This is a genomic window from Lottiidibacillus patelloidae (assembly GCF_002262935.1).
Classification (GTDB): Bacteria; Bacillota; Bacilli; order Bacillales; family SA5d-4; genus Lottiidibacillus; species Lottiidibacillus patelloidae.
Map to the genome: position 1 here is coordinate 225242 of NZ_NPIA01000002.1, position 25570 is coordinate 250811.

Here is a 25570-nt window from a genome sequence, read left to right on the forward strand (position 1 = left end):
CTCCTCCTTCCATAGATAAAAACCGCAAGAAATCTTGCGGTTTATTTTTTCGTATCATTATCCATTTTAAGTACAGCCATGAATGCTTCTTGTGGAACTTCTACACTACCGACTGTCTTCATACGTTTCTTACCTTCTTTTTGCTTCTCTAATAACTTACGTTTACGTGAAATGTCTCCACCATAACATTTTGCAAGTACATTTTTACGCATTGCTTTTATTGTTGAACGGGCAACGATTTTTTGACCGATTGCAGCCTGAATTGGAACTTCAAATTGCTGACGAGGAATTAACTCTTTCAACTTTTCAACAATTACTTTCCCTCGCTCATATGCTGAATCACGGTGAACAATAAATGAAAGGGCATCGACTTGTTCCGCATTTAATAAGATATCCATCTTCACTAATTTAGATTGCTTATAACCGATTAATTCATAATCAAACGATGCATATCCTTTTGTGCTTGACTTCAGTTGATCAAAGAAGTCATAAACAATTTCTGCTAAAGGAATTTCATAAGTGATGTTAACGCGACGCTCATCCATATATTGCATATCAATGAAGATACCGCGTTTATTTTGACAAAGCTCCATCACCGCTCCAACATAATCGTTAGGAACCATTACAGAAGCTTTTACATATGGCTCTTCTACATATTCAATCTTTTGTGGGTCAGGCATGTTTGACGGGTTATCAACCGTAACTTCTTCCTGACTCGTTAAGACGACATTGTAAATTACACTCGGTGCTGTCGTAATTAAATCAATATTAAATTCACGTTCGATACGCTCTTGGATAATCTCCATGTGAAGTAAACCTAAAAATCCACAACGGAATCCGAATCCTAATGCTTGAGAAGTCTCTGGCTCAAATTGCAATGCTGCATCATTCAGCTGTAAACGTTCTAACGCTTCACGAAGATCGTTATATTTTGCTGTATCAATTGGATAAAGCCCACAGTATACCATTGGGTTCATTTTACGATACCCTGGAAGTGCTTCAGTAGCAGGGGTATTAGCTGATGTAATTGTATCCCCGACTCTCGTATCACCAACGTTTTTAATCGCTGCTGTTAAGTAACCTACATCACCTACTGTAAGTACATCCTGTGGTGTTGCTTTCGGAGTGAATACCCCAATTTCGTTTACTTCAAATACTTTACCTGTCGCCATCATCTTAATTTTTTGACCTACTTTTACAGACCCTTCTACAACTCGGATGTACGTAACTACTCCACGATAAGAATCATAAAGTGAATCAAAAATAAGAGCCTTTAGCGGTGCATCTGGATCTCCTTCAGGAGGAGGAACTAATTCAACAACTTGTTCAAGAATTTCTTCAATTCCGATTCCCGCTTTCGCTGAAGCTAGAACTGCATCAGAAGCATCAATTCCAATTACATCTTCAATTTCTCCACGAACGCGCTCAGGATCAGCACTTGGTAAGTCAATTTTATTTATTACAGGAATCACTTCAAGATCATTGTCTAGTGCTAAATATACATTTGCTAACGTTTGAGCTTCAATTCCTTGCGCAGCATCAACAACTAAAATAGCACCTTCACACGCAGCTAAACTACGAGAAACTTCATACGTAAAGTCGACATGTCCAGGCGTATCAATTAAATGTAAAGTGTACTCTTCACCGTTTTTGGCAGTATATTTTAATTGTACGGAATTTAATTTAATCGTAATTCCTCGTTCTCTTTCTAAATCCATTGAATCTAAAAGTTGGTTCTTCATTTCACGCTGCGTTAATGCACTTGTTTTTTCTAAAATACGGTCAGCTAGCGTTGATTTCCCATGATCGATATGGGCAATAATTGAAAAGTTTCTAATCTTCTGTTGACGTGCTAACTTTTCTTCTCTATTCATCATTTTCACTCCTACTACATTAGGGAACATTTAAAGTATTATAACATTATATCATTTTAACAGAAGGGAAGCTTATGTTAAATAAAATCTAAAAAAAAGAAGAAAAATTCATCTTTGCCCATAAGAACATGAAGGTGAACTTTTCTCTTTTTAAAAAATTAATTTGCAGTTTTAACATATAGCAACTCTTTTAATTTGTTTCTAACTCTAACAAGATCTTCATTTGCTATGCCTACATATGAACGGTTATTGTAGTAAAACGATTTTCCTGTTAAAAGAATTGAGTCAATATTTTGCCCTTGTACACTATTAAATTCCGATGCGAGATAAAGTAAATTATCTAAGTTAATATCTGTTCGAATGTTTTTCCCTAGTATGTTTAGCATTGAGGAAATTTTCATTGGATTTCTAACTTCTATCGTTTGATCTATAATTGCTTTTACCATTTGCTGTTGTCGACGATTTCGGCCAAAATCGCCTTCACTGTCATATCTAAACCGGACGTAATTTAGCGCTTGATCAGCACTTAATTTTTGTGTACCTTTCTTTAACCCAATCATATCTTTTTCAACATCAATTGTAATTCCACCAAGTTCATCTACTATGCTACGAAATGCATGGAAGTTAATCGATATATAGTAATCTATCGGAATATCTAAAAATCTCTCCAATGTTTCAACTGCACCAGGTGCGCGACCATATGCATGCGCATGTGCAATTTTGTCATATTTATCCACTTGTGGGATATACACATATGAATCCCTCGGAATGGAGAGTAACGTCACTTTCTTCGTGCTTGGGTTAAGAACTGCTACAATAATTGTATCACTTCTACCTTTAAAGCTATTATTATCTCGCGTATCTACTCCTAAAAGTGCGATTGTAAATGCTTGCCTTTCAAGGACTTCAGTACTTGCAGGCACAGCATCCTCTCCTGTTTCACCAGAAGAACTGCCCTCCCCATCTTCGGTCTCTTGCTGCTTTTCTCTTTGTTTTTCTTTTGCCGCCTCTTTTTTTCCATTTTTCTCTTTTCTTAATTGTGCAATAGGATCTTCTTTACTTATTCTCTCCTCATAAACCTCATTCCAAGTTTCTTTCGCTTTGTATAAAAAGAAACCACCTATAGAAATTGATAAAATAAAAATCACTGCAGTTATTAAAAGAGAAATTCGAATAATTAATTTAGATTTCGTTTTCTTTCTAGATTTTCTTGGCTCCAAGACATTATTCCTCCTTAAAAACTTTCAACTAATTTCTAAGAAGGATGTCTAGTTGACAAAACTCACCAAACGGTGAGTTTTGTAGTGAAAAAGTTCTTTATTATTGGCATTAGATATTTTGCGCATAGGAAAATAAAGACAACATTAAATCAGTATTGCCTATGCAAATCCTTATTCATTAGAACACCGCCAGCTTACAAACCTTGTCAAAACAGCAAATGTCTAGATAAAAACATATCGACTAAATTTCTAAAATAAAGCTATATGTATCTACCTTTTTCTCTTTTATGGCAAAGAAAAATAAGAAAAATGCAAGAAAAAGGAAGTTTATCTCATACGATACTTTCAACCACTTTAAATATTGCCGAAACGATATAGTCTAAAATTTTTGTTAGTGTAGTTGAGAGGAATGTTCCGAGTGTGGAGAAAAAGTTAAATGCTTTTACATCCTCAAGCTGTTTATGTTTTTTCTCTAAATCACTAGAGGAAAGCTTTTCAGTTAAGAAAGACATCTCCTCATTGCTCAAGTCATTATTGATCAATTTAATCTTGTAGTTCCGATCAGTATCATGCAGTCTTTCAATGCCAGACTGCGCATGCTGCAAGCCAATAACGACTCCTGTAACTAGCACTGCAAATAACAATGTGCATTTCATTAAAAATCTGGTCATGCAAAGGCCCCCTTTAGGGTTCATAACCTCAGTTAAGGATTGATTTATTGTCTTGATGCACCCTGAATTTCCCAATAATACTCACTAATAATGTCTGCTAACGCTTCTGCTGTACGGTATGTTTCTTCCAGTGAATTATCTACACCGCCAATTTCAATTAATATTGAGTAATCAGAAATATCTTGGTTATATATCCCGTTTACACCTGTACCTTTCCTAACGACAGAGCCACGACTTAAGCCTGGATACTTTTTTTGCAACATTTCATGTAGCTTTAAGGCCATTTGCTCATTTTCTTCATAATTTGCGTTTTCTCCACCTAAAACGAAAAACGTTCTTGCATATGTTTCTCCATCAATCGTCACTGTTGTTACGTCCCGACGGTGTGAATCTCGATGTAAATCAAAAATAAATTTTATGTCGGAATTTTGAGACACTGCTTCTTGAATAATTGATCTTGATACGTCATATGATTGATTCCATTTTTTCCCTTGATCTTTAACAATTTGTTGGATATCTCGCGTTTCAACAATTGCTCCAATTCCTCTGCGCTCAAATTCTTTTCCTAATCGCTCTCCAACTAACGTAATGTTTACTTCAGAGTGGTATGCCTGATCAATGTTCTTTACTTCAGGTAAATGCGGTAAAAACGACTCCCGTGAATGAGTATGATAAATGTAAACAACTTTTCTACCTTCAGTAGTTTTACTAGGAGGTGTTATAGGAGTGTCTTCAGGGTCTTCCACATCATCAATCGATGCTTCCCGTTCAATTAGCATGTCTTCTATTGGTGGCGGAGATTCTATAGGTAATGTAGTGTAGTCTGTCCCTTGTCCAGCGACGATAATTTTACTATCAAAAAAAGCAAATCCAGGAAGTTCTCTTCCTAATAAGCTCCGAGGGTCGTTTGGCTTAATATTAGTGGCAAGTTCAAATAAAACTGTTGTTAGTGCTGGTGGTTTCGTCTCCTCCGCTAAAACTTGTGTAAAATATCGATTTTCAGCACCAAAGAGGTACATTAATGTTTCACCTGAAAAATTTGTTGCCCATTGTTTGATCGAGCTTGAGCCAAGGCGATACTTACCATCTATCGAGGTTAGTGAACCAATCACTAAAAACAGTGAAATAACTCCAACAATAAAAATTGCAATCCATCTATGTAGACCATTTCTTAAATGTAATCGTTTTTTCTTCATGTAAATTCCATCCCTTCATGCTTGTCCCTTACATCATTTATATGTAAATAAGACAAGCATAGAACAGGGATTTTTAGCTTTTTTAATGTGTATAAGCTCCAGTGTTATCTTGGTTTATTGCCTCGTGTAAAGCCGCATTTAATCCTTCAGCTATCACATTTGCCATATCTTCAATGAATACATCTACTTCTTTTGGTGTAACCATCAAGTTATGACCTAAAGGTGCTAGTACTTCAGAAATTAGTTTTCTCTTTTCGTCCTCAGGTAGCTTTCCAACGATCCCCATAAAGGCACCACGTTGTTCTTCTCCTGGTAGGTCATCTTCCGTCAACTTTCTTTTTTCTCCAAAGGTCATACCTGCAGGAGTTAAGGAACGTGATGGTCTGTCACCTTCCCTAAGTTCTCTACCGAAATGTTTTAATATAAAATCGATACTGTCACTAGCAATTGAAACAGCATCAACAACAGTCGGTATTCCAATGGCAATTACAGGAATACCTAACGTTTCTTTACTTAATTCTTTTCGCTTGTTGCCAACGCCAGAACCAGGATGGATTCCGGTGTCTGAAACTTGTATGGTTGTGTTCACTCTTTCAATTGACCTACTTGCAAGTGCATCAATTGCGATAACAAAATCAGGTTTTGCTTTTTCAATGACCCCGTGAATGATATCGCTCGTTTCAATTCCAGTTATCCCCATAACGCCAGGTGAAATTGCACTTACTCGGCGATAGCCTTCTTGTACTGTTTCTGGGGCTAAATTAAATAAATGATTTGTTATTAAAAGGTTTTCAACAGCTATCGGTCCCAATGCATCAGGTGTCACATTCCAATTTCCTAAGCCGACAACTAAACAACTGGCATCTTTGCTAATGCCCATATTCGTTAAAAAAGCGCTCATTTCACGAGCAAAAACTTCTTCTACTTTACGCTGCATTTCTGTATCGCTATTACGGATTGCTTGAACTTCAAACGTTAAATATTGTCCGGCTTTTTTCCCAATCATCTCCGTACCTTCATCAGTAATTGTTACGTGCGTAATGTTTATTCCATCAATGTCACGCTCTTTGACAATTACGCCTTGAATATCTTGTGATTGTTCTTCTTGCTCTTCGATTACCATTTCTCTAGCTTCAATCGCTAAGTCTGTCCGCACCGAATATTTCTCTAAATCTAACTCTCCACTCACGTAAAGTCCTCCCATTATTTTCAAGTATTTTATTAAATATCATCGCCAAATAAATTCGTTCTTATTCCTCTATTGAAATTATCTGCTCTGTTTGATAAAATACAGTTTGTTCTGTTCTAAATTTATTCATCACGAATACAGCCGAAAACCTCAAGGAGGTGAAAGGAATGCCAAATATTAAATCTGCTATTAAGCGTGTTAAAACAAACGACGCACAACGTGCACATAACAGCACTATTAAATCTGCAATGAGATCTGCAGTTAAAGCTTTCGAAGCTAAAGTTGCTAACAACGACGTTGAAGGTGCAAAGGTTGCTTATGTTGAAGCTGTAAGAAAGCTTGACAAAGCTGCTGGACGCAACATCATCCATAAAAATACTGCAGCTCGCAATAAATCTCGTTTAGCTAAACAATTAAACGGACTTACTGCTTAATGCACAAAAAAACGACCCCTTTCGGAGTCGTTTTTTTATTAATAAATTATTATTATGTCGGGCGTTCGTACTCAAACCGTTTCTTTTAATTTTGTTAAAAATAAATCTAATATTAAGCGCTTGTCCATTGCTCCACTTTTCATTTGAAAGTCGGCTTCGGCTAGGCGATCAATGATAGTGAGAAGTTCGTGGTCGGAAAACCTTCTACTTTGTTCTCCGGCCAATTTCACTGCAAATGGGTGCACTTTTATCATCGAGGCAATATTCTTTTGACCATATCCTTTTTGTGTGAGTTGCTTCACTTGGTAAATAATGCGAAATTGTCTAGCTAGTAATGAAACGATTTTTATCGGCTCTTCTTTTTGTTTTAACAAGTCATATAAAATTCGAAATGCTTCATCTATTTTTCGATGGGTTACTTTATCAATAAGTGTAAAAATATTTTGCTCAAGCGTTCTTGCTACTTGTTCTTCAACTATTTCTTCTGTTATTTCACCACCATCACCTGCGAATAGCGCAAGTTTTTCAATTTCACTGGCAAGTAACATTAAGTTTGCACCACTAACTAAAAGGAGCTTTTCAATGGCTCGATCTGAAATAGAAACGGAGAAACTTTTTGCTCGTGATTGAACCCATTTTTTAATCATCGTTTCATTTAATTGGTTCGCCTCTAATACATCACTTTGTTTCTTAAGTAACTTCACAATTTTTTTTCGTTCATCAAGCTTTTCATAAGGAGCCTGAATAATAATAATCGTGGATGGCGAAGGGTTTTCAATGTATGTAAGAAACTTGGTTAAATCATGCTCTATCTTTTGTTTAGCTGCCGTTAAAAAAGATGCGTTTTTTACTATTACAACACGCTTTTCTCCCATAAAAGGTAATGTTTCAGCATCTTCAATTGCAATATCTATCGGTACTTCTTCCATATCATAAACAGCTAAATTAAAATCTATCACATCATCCGATAACGTTTTCTTAATTATTTCCTGTTCAATTTCCTCCATCAAAAAAGTTTCTTTTCCATATAAAAGATACATATGTGCAAAATTATTTTGGCTAATCTTTTTATGTATATCGTCTTGTGCCAACCTTATCACCCTTTTCAAACGGCTTTTCCTGTATTAAATATAGCTTTTTGTCGTAAGCTTTGCAAAGGAAAAAAGGAGGTGAACCAGTAATTGGTCACCCCCATTTATATTAACGTTAGAAAGCAAGACCTAGGATACTTACTCGCTAACGATAATCGCCTTTCTGTATTTCTTATGGTATCCTATGCAGTAGAGAACTATATGTGTTAACTCTTGTCAGTGATGGAAATGGATATTGTATATGGATTTTTTTTTTAATATCGCTTATACTAAAAATTGAATTAGGAGGGGTACCTGTGAACGAATTCGAAAAAGAAGTGCAAACTACGAGAAATGATGTTATCGATTCTGGCGTTGGATTTGTTGTAGGATTTGGATTCTTTGCTACTATATTTGCTATCGGCGTTATTTTCAAAATGTTTGCTTAAAAACTTATTTAATGTGTCTGAAAGTGGGTGACTTCTGTCATCCACTTTCTTTAATTTAATGACTTAATGATTTTCCATTTTCCTCTTTTATAGATAAAAGTTATTGCACCGTCACGATCTGTTCTCGCAACTAATCCCGAGTTTCTTCTTAGTCTATTTAGCACGTCATCATGAGGGTGACCATAAATGTTATTTCGCCCTACAGAAATAACAGAAACATGAGGGTTCGTCTCATTTATAAATTTCAAAGTTGAAGATGTATTGCTTCCATGGTGAGCAACCTTTAGTACATCCACATCCATATTTTTATATACTTTTGTTAGTTCTTCTTCCGCTTCTTTTTCTATATCACCAGTAAAGAGCCACTTCTTATTACCAAGTTCGCTTAATAACACAATGGATTGATTATTGCTATCATTGTAATAATTTTGTTTTGCAGGGTGTAATATTACAAATTGACCACTCTTCACATGCCATCTCATCCCTCTAGTTGCATAGATAATTTCAATGCCTTTTTTTGATGCCGCTTTTGTGAGTTCACTTATTTTATCTTTTATGTTTGTTTTTGGAAGTAGTAATTTGTTAACGGGAAAATTATTGAGAATAGCAGTTGCACCGCCAATATGGTCTATATCGCCATGAGTTAAAATTAGCTTATTAATTCTTTTTATCCCTTTCGCTTTTAAAAATGGATTTACGACAGCTTTACCAGCGTTATAAATTTCTTCCCCTTCCTTGTTTACAATTGCTTTCCCTGTGTCAATAACAATCACTTCGCGCTGATAAGGTAGTTTTAATACTATTGCGTCACCTTGGCCTACATCTAAAATAGTTACCTCAATACTTCCATCAAAATATGGAAATAACCAATGTCCAATGCATAGTATCATAAATAGTGTGAATGCCTTTAAAATGTCTTTTAGCCCTTCGTTCTTTTCCCAAATATAAAAACCAACTAATAATGTAAAGTAATAAGTTAAGACGATAAATATAGGAGGTTTTCCAAATATTATTTTCCCGAATGAAAAACTTTCAACCATAATAAGTAGCTGAAGGAGCGTACTAAATACGAATTCTACAAAAGAAATTAATCCATGGAAGACCGCTTGAAATTCTATAATAAAAAACGATATAAATAATAATGGTAATAAAACAATGGAGTAAACAGGTATAAATAGTAAATTTAAAAAATAACTCCATATTGATATTTCATAGTTTGTATACAAAACTAAAGGGAACGAGGCCAACTGAGCAATAATGGTTACTACAAAAAGTTGCTTATAGCGTTGCTGATACCGTGAAATAATTCTTGTCGAACATATTAAGAAAAAAGAAACGATAAATGAAAGTTGAAAGCCTAAATGAAATACTTTATACGGGTCATAAATTAAAGTAATGATACAAGCTATACTAATTGCATCTAATGCAAGCATTCTTTTTCTTAGTCTAAGAAATAATAAGAAGAAAAATGCCATGCTAGAAGCACGTACAACAGAAGGCGCACTTCCAGCAATAATTGCATAAAGGGGAAGTATAAATAAAAGAAGCGACCTTGTTTTTTCTTTTGTTAGCCCAATTCTAATGAAAATATAATATATAAAACCAAATAAAGTTCCGACATGCAATCCAGAAATTGCTAACAAATGTGACAAGCCTTGTTGTTGATACAATTGATATTCATCTTTTGGAATTGATGATTTCTCACCAAATATTAATGCATTCACATAGCCATTAATGCCTTTAGGATAACTTTGTTTCACTCTCTCTATCCCTTTACTTCTAAGCAATTTTATCTTTTCTAAAACAGATAATGGTTTTCTTTTGCAGTCAATCTCATTAACATGGAGAATCCAATGTATTTCCTGAAAATAAAGATAGGAGGCGTAATTAAAATCATAAAAGTTTTTCGATGTTAAAGGCTTTTCTAAAGTACCAACAATATGACACTTCTCACCGATTGATAAGGATTTATTATCTTTAAGCTTGGCAATTAACTTTTCATTCATATCATTCCTTATTGTAAAGGTAATCTTCTCATTCTTATTGATTGGAGATGTAATTATTTCACCATGAAATTTCGTCTCATCACCTGATAAAAGCGTTGTGTTATTCGTATCTACATAGAAGAAGTACGCACTAAAAACAATAAGTGTCAAAAGAGGAAATAGAAGAATTTTTTTATAATGAATTAGGAAGAGCCAACAAATTAATACGCTCAACATTACTAAGATATTTTCTCTATAATAAACAGCAGTTATTGCAACGACCACAGTTATTGCAATTAAATAACCCTTTCCTCGCAATATTCAATGATCCTCCTAAATAGTTAATATGCAATAATTTTATCGCGAAAGTTTTCAATTGTTTTATCACCAATCCCTTTAATTTTTAATAAGTCGTCAATATTATCAAACTTCCCATGTTGCTCACGATAAGACACAATGGCCTCTGCTTTTGCCTCACCTATTCCTTTTAATGTCATTAATTCAGAGACAGATGCACTATTAATATTTATTTTGTTACTATTCATTGAACTATTAAATTCACTTTTAACCTCCTCTCCTTTTTTAGGAACATAGATAACCATTTCATCATAGAGAATTTGTGCAAAATTGACGACGTCATCATTCGCATTTACTATCAATCCTCCAGCCTTTTCTATAACATCTATAACACGATCGCCTTTTTCCATTTGGTACACACCAGGAGCTTGTACTGCACCTTTGACATCTACTACTATTGGCGCGCTTTCTTCTATTACTTGCTGGGTATCATCGCTACCTTCCCCTTCTTCCATGCTAGGCAGATCCCACGTTTCATTCTTTACTTGGTCTTTTGGCAATAAATAAGAAATACACAGCATAATAATGAAACTAATTGCAAAAACAATTACTGCTATATATTTTTCACGTCTGGAGAGGATAAATAATTTATTTATGTTGCTCTACCTCCAATCATATTTCAATAGTTAATGTCATATATATGACGGTAAAGACTAGGAGTCGAGGGAGGGATAAGGCATATGTCTATAGGAATTATTGGAACAGGCAACATGGGAAGTGTGCTAATTAGTGCCTTCATTGATTCATTAGCGATCACTCCATCGCAACTTTATATAACTAATCGAACTAAGGAAAAAGCTGAAAGACTAAAAGCTGACTATCCTGACCTCCATGTAATGAATAATGCTAGTGAGGTTGTGCGAGAATCTAACATTATTTTCATATGTGTGAAGCCATTAGATATATACCCACTTATTCAACAGTTAAAACCTGATTTACATTCCAATAAGTGTATCGTATCTATTACTAGCCCAATTACAGTGGAGGAATTAGAGAGCCATGCTGAATGCAATGTGGCAAGAATAATCCCGAGCATTACGAACCGTGCATTAGCTGGGGTATCACTCATTACGTTCGGAGAAAAATGTAGCGGACTTTATCGTGAACAATTACTACGGATGATGGAAAAAATATCAACTCCCGTAGAGATAGATAATTCTATAACAAGAGTATCTTCGGACTTAGTAAGTTGTGGCCCTGCATTTTTAAGTTACTTATTACAAAGATTAATTGATGGCGCAGTTGAAACAACAGATATTACAAAAGACAACGCAACATTATTGGTCAGTGAAATGATGATTGGTTTTGGAAAACTTTTAGAAAAAGAAATTTATTCTTTCCGTTCTTTACAAGAAAAAGTGTGTGTTAAAGGCGGAGTTACTGGAGAAGGAATTAAAGTACTTGAACATGAAGTTGGCGATATGTTTGAAAAACTCATTAAAAGTACGCATGAGAAATATAAAGAAGATCGTTATTACGTAGAAAGACAATTCAAGAATGATTAATATCTACCTTCTCAGACTTTAAAAAAAATGACAATTTAATGTATAAAAGGAAACCTAGCTCATCAAATATGATGTGCTAGGTTTTTTTTACTGTAAAGAAAATTCGCTCACTATCAGTAACTGGGGACATTTCTGAAAAGTCTGCTGTAACTTTCACTTGGTTAAATCCAGCTTCTTTCAATAAGGTCTTGTACGTATCTAGTGCGAATGTGCGCTGCATATGTAGCTCGTCAAACCTCGAATACTCACCCTCTTTTGATTCAACAAAAAAAGTAAGCTCATGTTCAATTGAGTTAGTTTCTGATCCTTCAAAGCAGTTCCATATAAAAGAGAAATTTTCTTCATTACTTCCATACGAATAATTGTTAAAAATATGATTAATTTTATATTCAGAATGAACATCAAAAATGAATAATCCATCATCTTGTAAATGATCGTACACTTTTTTAAATGTTTGCAACACATCTTCCTTTGATTGCAAATAATTTAAAGAGTCACAAAAAATACCGATAATATCATATTGTAAATGACTCTCAAATTCTCGCATATCTTGTTCGACAAAGTGGATATTGCAGTTTTCATGTCGGGCTTTATTGTTTGCAATAGCTAACATTTCAATTGATAAATCCATCCCAGTAACATCATATCCTTTTCTTGCAAAAGGAATAGCTAAGGAACCTGTCCCACAACCTAAATCTAGCAACTGTTTTCCACTAATCTTATATTTTTCGATTTGCTTACTAACAAATTCTTCCCACTTATCATATGGAACATCTGACATAAGTAAATCATAATAATATGCAAATTCATGATATGCCATCTTATCACCTTCTTAAATGAAATAGAAGGAGCAGATGCCCCTTCCTATGCTAATATTTTATTTAGTTCCATAGTAGGAGCGTCGCCCCAAAGTTTTTCTAAATTATAATAGCTACGCTCATCTTTATGGAAAACGTGAACAATGATATCGCCGCAGTCAATTAAAACCCAGCGTGCCTCATCATAACCTTCCATACGCTTAATTTCGTAGTCATTTTTCGTTACTTCATCCTTCACATTCTTTGCAATTGCTTGAACTTGTTTATCAGAATTACCATGGCATATTACAAATTGATCTGCCATTGAAGATAAACCAACCATATTTAAAATAACAATTTCTTCAGCTTTTTTGTCGTCTAAAGCGCTTGCCACTATTTGTAAAATATTTTGAGATGCCATTGAATGACATTCCTCCTTTATGTATATTATGTACGTTCTTTTAGAAAAGTAACAATATCATTATAAGTATGTATCGTTTCAGGATAAACTAATTGCTTTCTTCGCAGTAGGAAGGTTATTGTATTTCTTAATGCTTGAAAGACGGCTTCATCCAAACTACTTTTCGCTGTTTCTCTCACTTCATCGACGCCTGGAAAACTTCTCCCTGGCTCAATATAATCCGCTAAAAACACAACCTTCTCAAGTTTTGACATGCTTACCCGACCAGTTGTATGATACTTTATTGCATTCAAAATATCTCTATCTATAATTCCAACTTCACTCTCTACTAAGTAAGCTCCGACAGGCGCATGCCAAAGTTCGCTGCTGTGTTCCAGTAAGCTTTTAGCCATCTTTTGCTCAATAATTATTTTTTTCATTTCTTCTTTAGGACGGAATTTTGCGTAATCATGAAAAATTGCCGCTAACTCGGCTTTTTTTTCATCTACTTCGTATCTTTCTGCTAATTCAATGGAAGTATTCATAACCCCCAATGTATGTTGATACCGATGTTCTGTTAGCTGTTTTTTCACAAGCTCAAGTGCTTTATTTCTTTCCATACAATCTATGCTCCTTAATATAATGACGGACGGCTTCGACTGTTAAATACGTATAATTTTCTTCATTTTTAATTCGCTTTCGCAACTCAGTTGAAGAGATATCTACTATTGGTGTATCAACTTGAATGATGTGCTTATTATATGGAGAATTGATTACAAATCCTGATCTTTTAACTGCTATAAAGGTGACTAACTTGAGCAATTCATCTATTTCATACCAACTAGAAAGTGTCTCAACACTGTCAGCTCCGATAATAAAATAAAATTCATGCTGACTATATTTAGCACGAAGCGTCTTCATCGTTTTTGCAGTAAAAGAAGGACCATCTAATTCCAATTCTACCGTACACACTTTAAAAGACGGATGATTGTAAATTGCTAATTGAACCATTTTTAGGCGGTCATGAGCAGATGTTTCAGTCGTTTTATGAGGAGGGTGAGAGTTTGGCATAAACCATACTTCATCTAAATTTTGCTTTTTTAATACATCTTCAGCAATGATTAAGTGACCAATATGTGGTGGATTAAATGTTCCACCTAATATTCCAATCTTCGCCACACTCTCCCCCCCTTCACTTGTTATGGTAGTGTTATCGTTTTACTTTCTTTTGACTCTTTGTAAAGGACAATTGTATTCCCTATTACTTGTACAAGCTGAGCTTTCGTTCCATTAACTAATTGTTTTGCAACAGTATCTCGATCCTCATCACAGTTTTGCAATACACTTATTTTCATTAATTCACGAGCTTCTAGCGCCTCTGAAACTTGCTTTATCATATTATCATTAACTCCGCCTTTACCTACTTGGAAAATTGGATCTAAATGATGAGCTTTCGAACGTAAAAAACGCTTTTGCTTTCCTGTTAACATTGATTATTTCTCTCCTTTAAATTGTTGATGACAACTTGGTTCATACGTTCTTGGTTTGGCGATATACCTGTCCAATACTTAAATGCTAATGCGCCTTGATTTACAAACATTGTAATACCATTCATAATTTTCGCACCTTTTTGTTCAGCATTTTGAAGCCAAGTTGTTTTCATAGGTGTATAAATAATATCACTTACGACTGCTTCTTTATTAAGATTGGTTAACTGAAGTGGCACACCTGAAGTGTGCTTCATCCCTACTGATGTTGTATTAATTATTATTTGGTAATTCCCTAGCTGCTCTTCTGCTTCAGAAATACTCAATACGTTCGAATTACTTACTTTAGCATCCGTCTTCAGATTCTCGGCTTTTTGAACACTTCGATTCGTTAAATCAATCATAGCGGCACTGTGGCGAAGTAAGGATATATATATCGCCCTTGCTGCACCCCCAGCACCAATAATTAATATTTTTTTCTTTTTCCATGTTGGACTGATATTTTCTAGCGCACTCATATACCCTTGCCCATCAGTATTGTACCCGATTAATTTTCCATTGCGGTTAACAACTGTATTTACCGCGCCTATTGCCGCTGCCTCTTCATCAATTTCATCTAACAACGGAATTACTTTTTCCTTATATGGAATTGTCACATTAAATCCAGAAAAATCCAAAGAACGGAATGAATTGATTACTAACTCTAACTCACTTTCGACTACATCGATCGCCTCATATTCGTAATCTAATCCAAGTTCATGGAATTCATTGTTATGCATAAGAGGTGATAATGAATGTGAAATAGGGTGACCAATGACTGCTAATCGCTTTTTCATAAGACCTTTTGATTTCCTTATATTAAGGATGGACGGACAGTCACGGAAACTCCTTTAGGTGCATGCACTTCCACTTGTGCTCCTAAATCATGAACTGTTACCCAGCCTAAACCAGAAAAGACAATATCAGTTTTTTCATGCTTTAATGAAAACCTATGCTTCACTAATTCCGGAAAATTTTCTAATGAATCCGGCCCAGGAGGTGATAGCATTTCACCTAAGTGCTTTTCATACAAGTCATCAGCTTTTTCAAGTTTTGTTCGATGAATAGGTAAATTATTGGCCATAAATGCAACAAACGAACGACGTCCACCTTTTAAGTAATCAAGTCTAGCCAAGCCACCGAAATATAGTGTTTGTTCTTCGTTTAATTGAAATACCATCGGTTTTATTTCACTTTTTGGTGTTATTACCTTTAGTTCTTTTTCATCTACAAAATGAGCCATTTGGTGGTTGTTAATAATTCCTGGTGTGTCATATAATGTCGCACCTTCACCAAGCGGAATATCAATTAAATCTAACGTTGTTCCAGGAAAGTGAGATGTCGTAATCATTTCTTCTGTTTCTCCACCGAACTGTTTAATCAGTCGATTAATAAATGTGGACTTACCAACGTTTGTACAACCAACGATATAAACATCTTTCCCATCACGGTATTGATCAATAATAGCAGCTAATTCATCAATGTTATGACCCTTTGCCGCACTAATTAATGAAATTTCTTTTGGATTCATCCCTAACTCTTTCGCCGACTGTTGCATCCAGTTTTTCAAGCGATTTTGATTAGCTGATTTCGGTAGTAAATCAACTTTATTTCCGACTAATAATATGTCATTATTACCGACAAATCTGTGCAACCCCGGAAGCCAGCTTCCGTGAAAATCAAATATATCTACTATTTTCACAACTAACGAGTCAGTTTTTCCAATTCCATTTAAAATTTCCAGGAAATCATCATCTGTTAAAGATACAGGCTGTAACTCATTGTAATGCTTTAAACGAAAGCAACGTTGGCAAATAATTACTTCTTTATTTAACGTAGACGCTGGCGCATAACCTAATCCTTTTTTATCTTCCGTTTGGATCGATACTCCACAACCAGTACACGTAATAGCTTGTTCGTGCAAATTTTATTCCTCCCAGTAAATCATTCCGCGTTTCTTCATATAAGAAAGTATTTTTCTTTCAATGAATCGATTAAACTTCGTAAATACACCGTCTGTTTGGACGACAGGAACTACTAAAATGGTATGTAAATTTTGGCTATTCCCACCTAAAACATCCGTTAAAAGTTGATCACCGATGACAACTACTTCATCGCTTTTCAAGTTCATATTTTGTTTTGCTTTCTTAAATGCACTTCCCAGTGGTTTACGCGCACTATGGATAAAAGCAATTCCTAAAGGGTCTGAAAACTTCTTTACTCTGTCTTCATTATTGTTAGATACAATCGTTACACTAATTCCTTTAGCTTGAATCTTTTGAAACCATTCTTTTAACTCCGGAGTAGCTTCAGGGCGATCCCATTCCACTAACGTATTATCTAAGTCTGTGATGATCCCTTTAATCCCTTTTTCTACTAACTGATCAATATTTATTTCAAATACTGAATTTACATGTTCATCTGGTAAAAAACGTTTTAACATTTTAACACCTCATTAATTATGGACGTTCCTAATCAATAATACAGTTAAAACGTGCATCTTTCAAAATGTTTTCAATGATTATTTATAGAAATCAAAAAAACTTTTCGACAAATTTTTACTTTATTTACCTATTGTGGATAAAATTATACACATTTTCCCACTTGATACCATTCGTTTTTTTACATTTATAAACAACTTACCCACAATTTATCCACTATTTCCTGTGGATATAAGAACGGTTGTTCTTCATTTTATTTCATGGTAAGCTATGTTCACACCGACGAAACTTACCATTATATGTTATAAAATACACATTATGATAAATTAATTTTTGGAGGGGTAAAATGCGCATCCTATCAGACCAAATGCTGTTAGACTCATATGCAAAAGCACTTGAACTAAAGTTAAGTAAAGAGTTTATTTTACTTATTGAAAAAGAAATAGATCGTCGTCAATTAAACGTCCACTTAAAAATCTCCTGAGCCAAATTAGGCTCTATTTTTTTTGTAGAAATTTGTCCAATATCTCCTCTCTCTTTTGAGGATTGACTGAACGCTTTTTACTTAGCTGTTTTGCAAGTCGATAATGTCTTGGTTTAGTAAAAACCTCTACTGCTATATCTTTGTTAGCCATAATTGCTGTTAATTCACTTTTAATCATTTCACTATGTGGTCTTGAAAAACGCTTCGGCTTTACGGCTATATAGTACTTATCTTTTTGTCTTAATACAACGGCATCATTAATATGTTTGTGACTTAATATTTCAGATAAAATCCCCTCTTCAACTAAGGAGCTGTTCATTAAGGCAACTCCCATACTAATATTGTTCATTTGGCTTGCTCGATAATATTCCCTCGGAGCAAATGGTTTCTCTTGATCATCAATTTTATAAATAGACTGCTCAAATGTCTCACAACTAATTAGTACAGGTAATATAAGTACCATAATTAAAATCGTCTTTTTGTTCATTATAATTAATCCTCCTATTTTTTTTGCAATTTTTTCTTAGTTTCTTCCTATTTAATAAAATCATTCCCTCTTTTATAATCATGCGCAGTTTAGTTGATAATTGGACACTTTTGTGCGTAAAATAAAGTATTGTATCTATGTTTTTTAGGATTTTTTAGGAGGAGTTTCATGCTACATCTAGTGATTTTTATCCCTTTTTTATTTGCATTAATTATTCCTTTGTTGCGAACAAAACTTAGCAACATCCACTTAGGGTGGTTTGTTTTAGCTGTTCCAGTCTTACTTTTTACATATTTTATTAGCTTTTTAGAAAAGATGATCCAAGGAGAAAAGATTCATTCTACCCTAAACTGGATTCCATCGTTGGACATTAATTTTGTTTTTGTAATTGATGGACTAAGTATGCTTTTTTCATTACTAATAACAGGTATTGGCTCTTTAGTCGTTCTTTATTCCATTTTTTACTTAAATAAAAAAGAAAATCTAGGACATTTTTACTTTTATCTTTTATTATTCATGGGTGCAATGCTCGGAGTTGTCCTATCTGATAACATATTTGTTCTCTATATGTTCTGGGAATTCACAAGTATTTCTTCATTCTTATTAATTGGTTTTTGGTTTCATCGTGAAAAGTCACGATATGGTGCCTTAAAGTCGATGTTAATAACAGTATTTGGAGGTCTAGCCTTATTCGCAAGCTTCCTTTTAATGAGTATTACAACGGGATCGACTAGTATTAGAGAAATCATTTTAAATAGTGAGGCAATTATTAACAGTAACTATTTTGTATTAATCTTAATCTTATTTTTATTAGGAGCATTTACAAAGTCCGCACAATTTCCATTCCATACTTGGCTACCTGATGCGATGGAAGCACCAACACCAGTAAGTGCGTACTTACATTCAGCTACGATGGTAAAAGCAGGAATTTATTTAGTCGCTCGCTTTTTCTTAGTTTTCCAAGGAGAACAGCTTTTTGCAATAATAGTTTCTGTTTTTGGAATTGTTACGTTAGCATGGGGCTCATTTATGGCGGTTCGCCAAACTGACTTAAAAGGAATTTTAGCTTTTTCGACCATAAGTCAGCTCGGGATGATCATGGCGATGCTTGGATTCGGTGCAGGCTATGAAAATAAAGTAGCCATTGTTGCTGCCGTATTTCATATTTTTAACCATGCCACATTTAAAGGGAGCTTGTTTATGGTCGCAGGAATAATTGATCATGAAACTGGTACACGTGATATACGCAGACTAGGTGGCTTATACACATTCATGCCAATTACAGCGACACTTGCTTTCTTTGGAACGTTTTCGATGGCAGGTTTCCCATTACCAGTTTTCAACGGGTTCTTAAGTAAAGAAATGTTTTTTAAAGCTGCTATTTTAGATAATGTTTTAGACATTTCTATTTTAATTCCTATTTTGGCTGTAATCGGGAGTATCTTTACATTCGTTTATTCGATGATTCTTTTCTTTAAACCGTTTACTGGCAAGGAAAATATGTTAGATAGACAGCCACACGAAGCACCAATTGGCTTGTTAGTTTCGCCAGCTATATTAGTATCATTCATTATAATTATTGGTTTGTTGCCTAACATTATTAGTGAGCCGATATTAGCTCCTGCTGTTTCGGCAATTAATGGAGAAATTCCATTGATAAATATACATTTTTGGCATGGATTTACTAATATTCCGATTTGGATGTCATTTACTGTTGTTGTCATTGGTACTTTGCTCTTCCGTTATCGAGACAAGTGGACACCGTTTTATAACGTATTTCCAGGGCGTTGGAGTGCGGCAAATGTCTATGATTATCTTGTAAATAACACTTTTACATTTGCTAAATCTGTTACTTCATTTTTTATGACAGGATCAATTCGAAATTACTTGTCAATCATTCTCGGATTTTTAATCGGTACTCTTGCTGTAACAATTTACATTACTGATGGTTTTGCTGTTTCTTATGATGATTTGGCTCCAATAACATGGCCAGTTGCCTTTACAGGAATAACGATGGTGTTTGCTTCAATTGCGACGATATTTATGAAAAATCGCATTGCTGCAATATTAGTACTTGGAGTAGTAGGTTATGGGTTATCCATCTTATTCGTTTTCTTTAAAGCACCAGACTTAGCTTTAACACAGCTTATCATTGAAACAGTAACTGTCGCTTTGTTTTTACTTTGTTTCTACCATTTACCAGACTTAACGAAAACGAAAGAGTCGCTGAGTAGAAAAACGTTAAATATTGTGATTTCCTTATCAGCAGGTTTTATTGTAACAATCATCGCTATCGCTTCACATAGCTTCAAAAAGTTCGATGCAATCTCGGAGTATTTCATCGAAACTTCTGTATCATTAGGTGGAGGACATAATATCGTTAATGTCATTTTAGTGGATATGCGTGGATTAGATACGCTATTTGAGATAACCGTATTAGGAATAGCAGCTTTAGCTATTATTAGCATGATTAAGCTGCGTAAAAAAGAGGAGGTAGACTCATAATGGAAATATTCATGTCAATCGTATCAGGATGTTTAGTGGCTGCAGGAGTTTACCTTCTCTTACAGCGACAAATACTAAAAATAATTATTGGTACAGCAATCCTTTCGCACGCTGCCCATTTATTAATATTAACGATGGGAAAATTAGACCGAGGAGCACCACCGATTATTAAAGATGGAATTACAAAATATGCTGACCCGCTGCCACAGGCACTTATTTTAACTTCTATCGTAATTAGTTTTGGAGTGACATCATACTTACTCGTCCTTGCTTATCGAACTTACAATGAAAATAGGACGGACAATATGGAACAATTAAGGGGAACAGATAATGAGTAATTTAGTTATTTTACCTATATTGCTTCCTTTACTCATCGGAGCAGTATTAATCTTTTTCAATAAAAAAATTGTGTTAGCAAGAGTAATCACTACCATTACACTTTTAGTAAATATCTCTAGTTCTACCTATTTACTAGCATATGTATATAACAATGGCACACTAATTCTCGAGACGGGTAATTGGGTTGCACCGTTTGGTATTATTCTTGTAGCGGATGGCTTAGCTACATTACTTCTCGTTACAACTAACCTAATTGCTTTTGCCTGTTTGTTATATACATTCCGTTCCTTAGATAGTGAACGTGAGCAATTTTATTTTTATACGTTTTTCTTAATGTTAATTACTGGTGTATCAGGGGCATTTTTAACTGGAGATTTATTTAACTTATTTGTATTCTTTGAAGTATTACTAATGGCTTCTTATGGCCTAATCGTTCTCGGAGGTACAAAAGCACAATTAAGAGAGTCGTTAAAATATGTACTAATTAACTTAATTTCATCTATTTTATTCGTTATTACTGTTGCATTTTTATATTCTGTTACTGGAACTGTAAATATGGCTCAATTAGCTGAACGAGTAGGTGAAGTTGGCCAATCAGGAATCTTAACGACAATTGCAATATTATTGTTTGTTGTTTTTGCAACAAAAGGGGCATTATTTCCGCTATACTTTTGGCTACCAAAATCGTATAGCATTCCTCCAACAGTAATTTCTGCATTATTTGGTGCTCTACTTACCAAGGTTGGCGTCTATTCAATCTTACGAGTATTTACATTAATCTTTGTTTACGACTCGATTACACATGATCTATTTATTTGGTTAGCAGGCTTTACCATGGTTTTAGGAGTTCTTGGAGCTCTTTCAACTAATAATATAAAACTTATCATTGCCTACAACATTATCCCAGCAATCGGGTTTATGATGTTAGGAATAGGTGTATTTACTGCAACATCAATAGCTGGTACTGTTTTTTATTTGCTCCATGACATGGTAGTAAAAGCTGCTCTTTTCTTATTAGTAGGAGCAATTATTATTGCTAGTGGTACTTCTGATTTACGGAAAATGGGCGGTTTGTTAGCCACGCACCCATTGTTAAGCTGGTTGTTTTTCATCGCAGCGTTAACATTAGTTGGAATTCCACCTTTTAGTGGTTTCATTGGAAAGCTGTTATTATTAAAAAGTGCATTTGAAGAAGGATACATCATTATCGCGATTACCGGCTTAGTAACTAGCTTATTAATTTTATTATCTGTAATTCGAATCTTTATTGGCGCTATTTGGGGTAAACCTGTTGAAACAAACAAAAAAGTTCCAACATCTTTATTACTTCCAATTTCATTATTAGTACTATTATCAATCATGCTTGGCGTAGGTGGGGAATATATTTATCCGTATGTACAACAAGTGGCAGATCAATTGATAGATCCAAGTAATTACATACAATCTGTATTAAAGGGGTAAGCTAATGGCTTTTCAAATTTTGATTAATTTAGTAATAGCTATTATTTGGATGTTTCTAAATGAAAGCTATTATTTTATCGACTTTGTATTAGGTTATTTGTTAGGAATTTGGCTATTATTTTTATTACGCCGCTTTATTCCTGGTGAATTTTATTTCAAACGAGTATATGCGATTGTATACTTAATCTTCTTATTTTTAAAAGAACTTATCTTAGCAAATATTGAAGTTTTAAAACTAGTTTATAAACCTAAAATGACACTCGAACCAGGCATTTTTGCGTTACCTACTGAATTAAAAACAAACTGGGAAATTACGTTGCTTGCCAACTTAATAACGCTAACGCCTGGTACGCTATCTGTTACACTTTCTAATGACAATAAGTTAATTTATATTCATGCTGTTGATATTTCAGACGTCGAAGATACAATAAAACAAATTAAGGATTCTTTTGAAAAAGCAATTATGGAGGTTACAAGATGAGTGACTTACTTACGAACGTAACGCTGATTTGCTTAATTTTATTAGGGGCTTGTATGCTTTTATTACTTTACAGAGTAATCATCGGACCATCAAATCCTGACCGAGCTGTAGCACTCGACACAATAGGTGTTATTATTATTGCAATGAGTGGGCTTTTAGCGATTTTAACAGAGACTACTTACTTTAATGACATTATTTTATTAGTTGGTATTTTAACTTTTATCGGTACTGTCGCATTGGCGAAATTTTTAGAAAAGGGTGTTATAATTGAGCGAGATCGTAATTAGTATATGTATCATTATCGGCACCTTTTTTATTATTTCTAGCGTGATCGGAATATTGCGTTTTCCTGATCTTTATACTCGCTTACATGCCGCTTCTAAAAGTGGGACATTAGGTGTTGCTAGTATATTAATTGGTTCATTCCTATATTTTCTCTTATTTGAGAATATTTTCAGCGGGAAGTTACTACTTGGAATTGTTTTTGTTTTATTAACTGCACCTGTTGCCAGTCATATGCTTGCAAGAGCTGCTTATCGAAGTGGCGTACCAATGTGGGAAAAAAGTGTGCAAGATGATTTGAAAATAGAAGTTTTAATAAATAACGATGAAAAGTAAAAAACCAGCACTTGTATGAAAAACTACAAGTGCTGGTTTTTCTTATCTTATAATAACGTACCAATTTTTTGGCCGACTGTTACTTCACTATTTTGTTTAAGGTTTGGCAGTAATTCACAAGTTCCTTTTTCTAACAATAGTACAACTGTTGAACCAAAAGAAAAGTAGCCTACTTCATCGCCTTTGTTAAGTTCATTCGTTTGGTGGGTTGTTTCAATTGTATTAATGTTTAATGCACCAACTTTTACAACAGCTACTTTTTTCCCCTTACAATCAATTTCTGTTACGACACGATAGTTTTTTGAAAGTGGGCGCACGCCATATTTTAACCCTGCTTCATTAACTGGGTAAGATTTTTTCCCATACGTCTTTTGATCTGTTACTGTCCCAGTCACAGGGCTATGAATTCTGTGATAATGACGAGGGCTCAAGTATAATATAATGTATGTGCCATTTTTGTACTTTTCAGCACGTTCCTTTGTTCCGACCATTTCATCTAAAGAGTAATCTTGCCCTTTAACATGAAATGAATTATTTTCGGTGATCGTCCCAAAATGAGCTAGCACTCCATCAACAGGACTTACTAAGCTATTTTCCTCAGTATGTATTTGACGAGCGTCTTTCTTTAACCCACGAATAAAAAATTGATGTAATGTTTCAAACTCATGTAACTCTTTTTCCATCTCGCTTTGGTTAATATGAAACGTCTTAGCAAAAGAAGGAATAATAAATTTACTTACCTTCGAAGTTGCAAATCCCTTCATTATTTTTGAAATTACTGGTCCTCCTGTTAATTCAACAAATGCACGGTATAACGTTTTTTTCATTTTCTTTCCTCCAAAATAAAATAATAACAACAAACGACATTTTTCGTGTATAATAAACAAACAATATATCTTCGTAAATTACACCCGCAAAGGAGTGTTTTCCTTATGTTTATCACAGAACGAATAGACAATACAATTAAGAAAATAAAAGGTCAAGCTGCTAATGCTTTAACAGTATTAAATTTAAGCTTTGGAAGTGCAGCAATTATTTTTTTACTTAACGATAATTTAGTTACAAGTTTTATTTTAATACTTTTAGCCGCATTATGCGATAGGTTTGACGGATTAGTTGCAAGAAAGTTAAATATTGTTACTGATTTTGGGAAACAACTGGATTCATTATGTGACTTAGTATCATTTGGTATTGCTCCTGCTTTCCTCTTGTATGCTGCCGTGTTACACCAATTTGGTGTTCCAGGCGTCATCTTTACAATAATTTTTGTCGTTACCGGTGCTTTGAGACTCGCTCGTTTTAACTTATCTGAATCAAGTGCTGTTTTTACCGGGCTACCTATTACTGCTGCAGGATCACTTCTTGCGATTTCTAGTTTACTTGTGACAAAATGGCCTCCCCAAGTATTTATGTACCTTATTTTAATTCTTGCATTATTAATGATAAGTAATTTTAAAATGAAGAAAATATAATCTATACAAAAAAGGGCTCCCAATTTAAGTTGGAAGCCCTTTTTTGCTACAGCTAACTACTCATTATTCAATTGTTCACCCGTTAATAGTTTAAATAACGTTGCAGAATCTTCTTCGGATAACCTAGCATATGGATCTACACTTTGATTGCATCCATCTTCTTTAATAATTTCGATATATTCTCTATTGGGACTAACTATTATTGCGTATGGAGTACCTGTACATTTTGAATCTTTTAAGGAGATGATTATACGATAATCTGCCAAGAGAGATTTATCGGTATTTTGCTTCTCCCACGTAACTTTAGTGAGAATTTTCTTAATACCTTCAACCCTACCCCTCTTTTCAATTGTCATTATATTTTCATAGTGTTTCTTATCATCACTTAGCTTTTGTACTACTATAGAATTTCCTTCAATAGGAACGTGATCAGGATCATACACTTTTCCACTACAACCTGAAATGATCAATAAAAACGTAAGCGTTGCTACTATTAATAAATGTTTACTCATAATTTCGCCTCCATTAAATGTAACACTTTTCCAATTATTAACATGTTTCAATTTCAGTCAAAAAAAGATGAAATCATTATGATTTCATCTTTTTAGA

Annotated in this window: 30 protein-coding genes; 11 read left to right on the forward strand and 19 right to left on the reverse strand. The window is 34.4% G+C overall.

The features are described from left to right. Window positions 1-41: 41 nt before the first annotated feature. The 5 genes from lepA to gpr form a co-directional block, all read right to left on the reverse strand. Window positions 42-1874, reverse strand: coding sequence for a translation elongation factor 4 (gene lepA / locus CIB95_RS05175; protein WP_408607194.1), 1833 nt, complete (start codon window positions 1872-1874; stop codon window positions 42-44). 158 nt (window positions 1875-2032) lie between these two features. Then, complete coding sequence (locus CIB95_RS05180; RefSeq protein ID WP_094922821.1) at window positions 2033-3094, reverse strand: LCP family protein; 1062 nt, start codon at window positions 3092-3094, stop codon at window positions 2033-2035. A 332-nt stretch (window positions 3095-3426) separates the two neighbouring features. Continuing rightward, window positions 3427-3765 (reverse strand): DUF3679 domain-containing protein, encoded by a 339-nt coding sequence (locus tag CIB95_RS05185; RefSeq protein ID WP_094922824.1) that lies wholly within the window; start codon window positions 3763-3765, stop codon window positions 3427-3429. A gap of 44 nt (window positions 3766-3809) precedes the next feature. Then, window positions 3810-4961 (reverse strand): stage II sporulation protein P, encoded by a 1152-nt coding sequence (gene spoIIP, locus CIB95_RS05190; protein ID WP_094922827.1) that lies wholly within the window; start codon window positions 4959-4961, stop codon window positions 3810-3812. Window positions 4962-5043: 82 nt separating this feature from the next. Continuing rightward, window positions 5044-6150 carry a GPR endopeptidase gene (gpr, locus tag CIB95_RS05195; RefSeq protein WP_094922829.1) on the reverse strand — a complete coding sequence of 369 codons (1107 nt, stop codon included), beginning with the start codon at window positions 6148-6150 and terminating at the stop codon, window positions 5044-5046. A gap of 167 nt (window positions 6151-6317) precedes the next feature. On the opposite strand from gpr, the gene rpsT reads away from it, so the two are divergent. Continuing rightward, window positions 6318-6584 (forward strand): 30S ribosomal protein S20, encoded by a 267-nt coding sequence (gene rpsT, locus CIB95_RS05200; RefSeq protein WP_094922832.1) that lies wholly within the window; start codon window positions 6318-6320, stop codon window positions 6582-6584. 71 nt (window positions 6585-6655) lie between these two features. On the opposite strand, the gene holA is transcribed toward rpsT, so the two are convergent. Then, a complete protein-coding gene (gene holA, locus CIB95_RS05205; RefSeq protein ID WP_094922835.1) occupies window positions 6656-7675 on the reverse strand; it encodes a DNA polymerase III subunit delta in 1020 nt (339 codons plus the stop codon). 296 nt (window positions 7676-7971) lie between these two features. Here holA and CIB95_RS05210 point away from each other — a divergent pair, with 296 nt between their 5' ends. Continuing rightward, complete coding sequence (locus CIB95_RS05210) at window positions 7972-8103, forward strand: YqzM family protein (protein WP_094922838.1); 132 nt, start codon at window positions 7972-7974, stop codon at window positions 8101-8103. Window positions 8104-8153: 50 nt separating this feature from the next. On the opposite strand, the gene CIB95_RS05215 is transcribed toward CIB95_RS05210, so the two are convergent. Both CIB95_RS05215 and CIB95_RS05220 read right to left on the reverse strand, forming a co-directional pair. Then, window positions 8154-10406: a DNA internalization-related competence protein ComEC/Rec2 gene (locus CIB95_RS05215; RefSeq protein ID WP_094922841.1), complete on the reverse strand. Its 2253-nt coding sequence runs from the start codon at window positions 10404-10406 to the stop codon at window positions 8154-8156. 23 nt (window positions 10407-10429) lie between these two features. Beyond that, the gene (locus tag CIB95_RS05220) at window positions 10430-10900 is read right to left on the reverse strand and encodes a helix-hairpin-helix domain-containing protein (RefSeq protein WP_158217565.1); all 471 of its coding nucleotides are present in this window, start codon (window positions 10898-10900) and stop codon (window positions 10430-10432) included. Between the two features lie 225 nt (window positions 10901-11125). Between CIB95_RS05220 and comER the strand changes: the two genes are divergently transcribed. Continuing rightward, complete coding sequence (gene comER / locus CIB95_RS05225) at window positions 11126-11950, forward strand: late competence protein ComER (RefSeq protein WP_094922846.1); 825 nt, start codon at window positions 11126-11128, stop codon at window positions 11948-11950. Between the two features lie 76 nt (window positions 11951-12026). On the opposite strand, the gene CIB95_RS05230 is transcribed toward comER, so the two are convergent. The 8 genes from CIB95_RS05230 to CIB95_RS05265 are packed head-to-tail and all read right to left on the reverse strand — an operon-like array spanning window position 12027 to window position 17116. Further along, window positions 12027-12770, reverse strand: coding sequence for a class I SAM-dependent DNA methyltransferase (locus CIB95_RS05230; RefSeq protein ID WP_094922849.1), 744 nt, complete (start codon window positions 12768-12770; stop codon window positions 12027-12029). Window positions 12771-12814: 44 nt separating this feature from the next. Continuing rightward, on the reverse strand, window positions 12815-13168 hold the full coding sequence (gene rsfS, locus CIB95_RS05235; RefSeq protein WP_094922852.1) for a ribosome silencing factor: 354 nt from the start codon (window positions 13166-13168) through the stop codon (window positions 12815-12817). Window positions 13169-13194: 26 nt separating this feature from the next. Continuing rightward, window positions 13195-13767 carry a bis(5'-nucleosyl)-tetraphosphatase (symmetrical) YqeK gene (gene yqeK, locus CIB95_RS05240; protein ID WP_094922855.1) on the reverse strand — a complete coding sequence of 191 codons (573 nt, stop codon included), beginning with the start codon at window positions 13765-13767 and terminating at the stop codon, window positions 13195-13197. Continuing rightward, window positions 13754-14326, reverse strand: coding sequence for a nicotinate-nucleotide adenylyltransferase (locus CIB95_RS05245; RefSeq protein ID WP_094922858.1), 573 nt, complete (start codon window positions 14324-14326; stop codon window positions 13754-13756). The genes yqeK and CIB95_RS05245 overlap by 14 nt, the downstream gene beginning before the upstream one ends. A 20-nt stretch (window positions 14327-14346) precedes the next feature. After that, on the reverse strand, window positions 14347-14637 hold the full coding sequence (gene yhbY, locus CIB95_RS05250; RefSeq protein ID WP_094922861.1) for a ribosome assembly RNA-binding protein YhbY: 291 nt from the start codon (window positions 14635-14637) through the stop codon (window positions 14347-14349). Then, the gene (gene aroE / locus CIB95_RS05255; protein WP_094922864.1) at window positions 14631-15470 is read right to left on the reverse strand and encodes a shikimate dehydrogenase; all 840 of its coding nucleotides are present in this window, start codon (window positions 15468-15470) and stop codon (window positions 14631-14633) included. The genes yhbY and aroE overlap by 7 nt, the downstream gene beginning before the upstream one ends. A 17-nt stretch (window positions 15471-15487) precedes the next feature. Continuing rightward, window positions 15488-16597 (reverse strand): ribosome biogenesis GTPase YqeH, encoded by a 1110-nt coding sequence (gene yqeH, locus CIB95_RS05260; RefSeq protein ID WP_094922867.1) that lies wholly within the window; start codon window positions 16595-16597, stop codon window positions 15488-15490. Window positions 16598-16600: 3 nt separating this feature from the next. Beyond that, on the reverse strand, window positions 16601-17116 hold the full coding sequence (locus tag CIB95_RS05265) for a YqeG family HAD IIIA-type phosphatase (protein ID WP_094922870.1): 516 nt from the start codon (window positions 17114-17116) through the stop codon (window positions 16601-16603). A 344-nt stretch (window positions 17117-17460) separates the two neighbouring features. Here CIB95_RS05265 and sda point away from each other — a divergent pair, with 344 nt between their 5' ends. Further along, window positions 17461-17598, forward strand: coding sequence for a sporulation histidine kinase inhibitor Sda (sda, locus tag CIB95_RS05270; protein WP_094922873.1), 138 nt, complete (start codon window positions 17461-17463; stop codon window positions 17596-17598). A 13-nt stretch (window positions 17599-17611) separates the two neighbouring features. On the opposite strand, the gene CIB95_RS05275 is transcribed toward sda, so the two are convergent. Continuing rightward, complete coding sequence (locus tag CIB95_RS05275) at window positions 17612-18085, reverse strand: hypothetical protein (RefSeq protein WP_094922876.1); 474 nt, start codon at window positions 18083-18085, stop codon at window positions 17612-17614. Window positions 18086-18253: 168 nt separating this feature from the next. Between CIB95_RS05275 and CIB95_RS05280 the strand changes: the two genes are divergently transcribed. From CIB95_RS05280 to mnhG, 6 genes are read left to right on the forward strand one after another with little or no spacing between them, the layout of a single operon-like run. After that, window positions 18254-20590, forward strand: a complete 2337-nt coding sequence (locus CIB95_RS05280; RefSeq protein WP_094922879.1) for a Na+/H+ antiporter subunit A — start codon at window positions 18254-18256, stop codon at window positions 20588-20590. Continuing rightward, window positions 20590-20928, forward strand: a complete 339-nt coding sequence (locus tag CIB95_RS05285; RefSeq protein WP_094922882.1) for a Na(+)/H(+) antiporter subunit C — start codon at window positions 20590-20592, stop codon at window positions 20926-20928. The genes CIB95_RS05280 and CIB95_RS05285 overlap by 1 nt, the downstream gene beginning before the upstream one ends. Continuing rightward, window positions 20921-22390: a Na+/H+ antiporter subunit D gene (locus tag CIB95_RS05290; RefSeq protein ID WP_094922885.1), complete on the forward strand. Its 1470-nt coding sequence runs from the start codon at window positions 20921-20923 to the stop codon at window positions 22388-22390. The genes CIB95_RS05285 and CIB95_RS05290 overlap by 8 nt, the downstream gene beginning before the upstream one ends. 4 nt (window positions 22391-22394) lie before the next feature. After that, the gene (locus CIB95_RS05295; protein ID WP_094922888.1) at window positions 22395-22871 is read left to right on the forward strand and encodes a Na+/H+ antiporter subunit E; all 477 of its coding nucleotides are present in this window, start codon (window positions 22395-22397) and stop codon (window positions 22869-22871) included. Beyond that, entirely contained in the window at window positions 22868-23158 is a 291-nt protein-coding gene (locus tag CIB95_RS05300; protein WP_094922891.1) for a Na(+)/H(+) antiporter subunit F1, read from the forward strand. Before CIB95_RS05295 ends, CIB95_RS05300 begins: the two co-directional genes overlap by 4 nt. Further along, complete coding sequence (gene mnhG / locus CIB95_RS05305) at window positions 23139-23489, forward strand: monovalent cation/H(+) antiporter subunit G (protein ID WP_094922894.1); 351 nt, start codon at window positions 23139-23141, stop codon at window positions 23487-23489. Before CIB95_RS05300 ends, mnhG begins: the two co-directional genes overlap by 20 nt. A gap of 47 nt (window positions 23490-23536) precedes the next feature. Here mnhG and CIB95_RS05310 read toward each other — a convergent pair whose 3' ends face one another. Then, window positions 23537-24316, reverse strand: coding sequence for a phosphatidylserine decarboxylase (locus CIB95_RS05310; protein WP_094922897.1), 780 nt, complete (start codon window positions 24314-24316; stop codon window positions 23537-23539). 105 nt (window positions 24317-24421) lie between these two features. On the opposite strand from CIB95_RS05310, the gene pssA reads away from it, so the two are divergent. Then, the gene (gene pssA / locus CIB95_RS05315; RefSeq protein WP_094922898.1) at window positions 24422-24961 is read left to right on the forward strand and encodes a CDP-diacylglycerol--serine O-phosphatidyltransferase; all 540 of its coding nucleotides are present in this window, start codon (window positions 24422-24424) and stop codon (window positions 24959-24961) included. Window positions 24962-25017: 56 nt separating this feature from the next. On the opposite strand, the gene CIB95_RS05320 is transcribed toward pssA, so the two are convergent. After that, the gene (locus tag CIB95_RS05320) at window positions 25018-25473 is read right to left on the reverse strand and encodes a hypothetical protein (RefSeq protein ID WP_094922900.1); all 456 of its coding nucleotides are present in this window, start codon (window positions 25471-25473) and stop codon (window positions 25018-25020) included. Window positions 25474-25570 lie beyond the last annotated feature (97 nt).

Bases quoted from the DNA above. Each gene is read 5' to 3' on its own strand.
- sda (WP_094922873.1), top strand. From the start codon at position 17,461: ATGCGCATCCTATCAGACCAAATGCTGTTAGACTCATATGCAAAAGCA.
- yhbY (WP_094922861.1), bottom strand. From the start codon at position 14,637: ATGTTAACAGGAAAGCAAAAGCGTTTTTTACGTTCGAAAGCTCATCAT.
- spoIIP (WP_094922827.1), bottom strand. From the start codon at position 4,961: ATGAAGAAAAAACGATTACATTTAAGAAATGGTCTACATAGATGGATT.
- rsfS (WP_094922852.1), bottom strand. From the start codon at position 13,168: ATGGCATCTCAAAATATTTTACAAATAGTGGCAAGCGCTTTAGACGAC.
- rpsT (WP_094922832.1), top strand. From the start codon at position 6,318: ATGCCAAATATTAAATCTGCTATTAAGCGTGTTAAAACAAACGACGCA.
- CIB95_RS05230 (WP_094922849.1), bottom strand. From the start codon at position 12,770: ATGGCATATCATGAATTTGCATATTATTATGATTTACTTATGTCAGAT.
- CIB95_RS05280 (WP_094922879.1), top strand. From the start codon at position 18,254: ATGCTACATCTAGTGATTTTTATCCCTTTTTTATTTGCATTAATTATT.
- aroE (WP_094922864.1), bottom strand. From the start codon at position 15,470: ATGAAAAAGCGATTAGCAGTCATTGGTCACCCTATTTCACATTCATTA.
- CIB95_RS05185 (WP_094922824.1), bottom strand. From the start codon at position 3,765: ATGACCAGATTTTTAATGAAATGCACATTGTTATTTGCAGTGCTAGTT.
- pssA (WP_094922898.1), top strand. From the start codon at position 24,422: ATGTTTATCACAGAACGAATAGACAATACAATTAAGAAAATAAAAGGT.
- CIB95_RS05295 (WP_094922888.1), top strand. From the start codon at position 22,395: ATGGCTTTTCAAATTTTGATTAATTTAGTAATAGCTATTATTTGGATG.
- lepA (WP_408607194.1), bottom strand. From the start codon at position 1,874: ATGAATAGAGAAGAAAAGTTAGCACGTCAACAGAAGATTAGAAACTTT.
- CIB95_RS05310 (WP_094922897.1), bottom strand. From the start codon at position 24,316: ATGAAAAAAACGTTATACCGTGCATTTGTTGAATTAACAGGAGGACCA.
- CIB95_RS05290 (WP_094922885.1), top strand. From the start codon at position 20,921: ATGAGTAATTTAGTTATTTTACCTATATTGCTTCCTTTACTCATCGGA.
- CIB95_RS05320 (WP_094922900.1), bottom strand. From the start codon at position 25,473: ATGAGTAAACATTTATTAATAGTAGCAACGCTTACGTTTTTATTGATC.
- CIB95_RS05220 (WP_158217565.1), bottom strand. From the start codon at position 10,900: ATGGAAGAAGGGGAAGGTAGCGATGATACCCAGCAAGTAATAGAAGAA.
- CIB95_RS05265 (WP_094922870.1), bottom strand. From the start codon at position 17,116: ATGTTAAAACGTTTTTTACCAGATGAACATGTAAATTCAGTATTTGAA.
- CIB95_RS05285 (WP_094922882.1), top strand. From the start codon at position 20,590: ATGGAAATATTCATGTCAATCGTATCAGGATGTTTAGTGGCTGCAGGA.
- CIB95_RS05275 (WP_094922876.1), bottom strand. From the start codon at position 18,085: ATGAACAAAAAGACGATTTTAATTATGGTACTTATATTACCTGTACTA.
- CIB95_RS05300 (WP_094922891.1), top strand. From the start codon at position 22,868: ATGAGTGACTTACTTACGAACGTAACGCTGATTTGCTTAATTTTATTA.
- yqeK (WP_094922855.1), bottom strand. From the start codon at position 13,767: ATGGAAAGAAATAAAGCACTTGAGCTTGTGAAAAAACAGCTAACAGAA.
- comER (WP_094922846.1), top strand. From the start codon at position 11,126: ATGTCTATAGGAATTATTGGAACAGGCAACATGGGAAGTGTGCTAATT.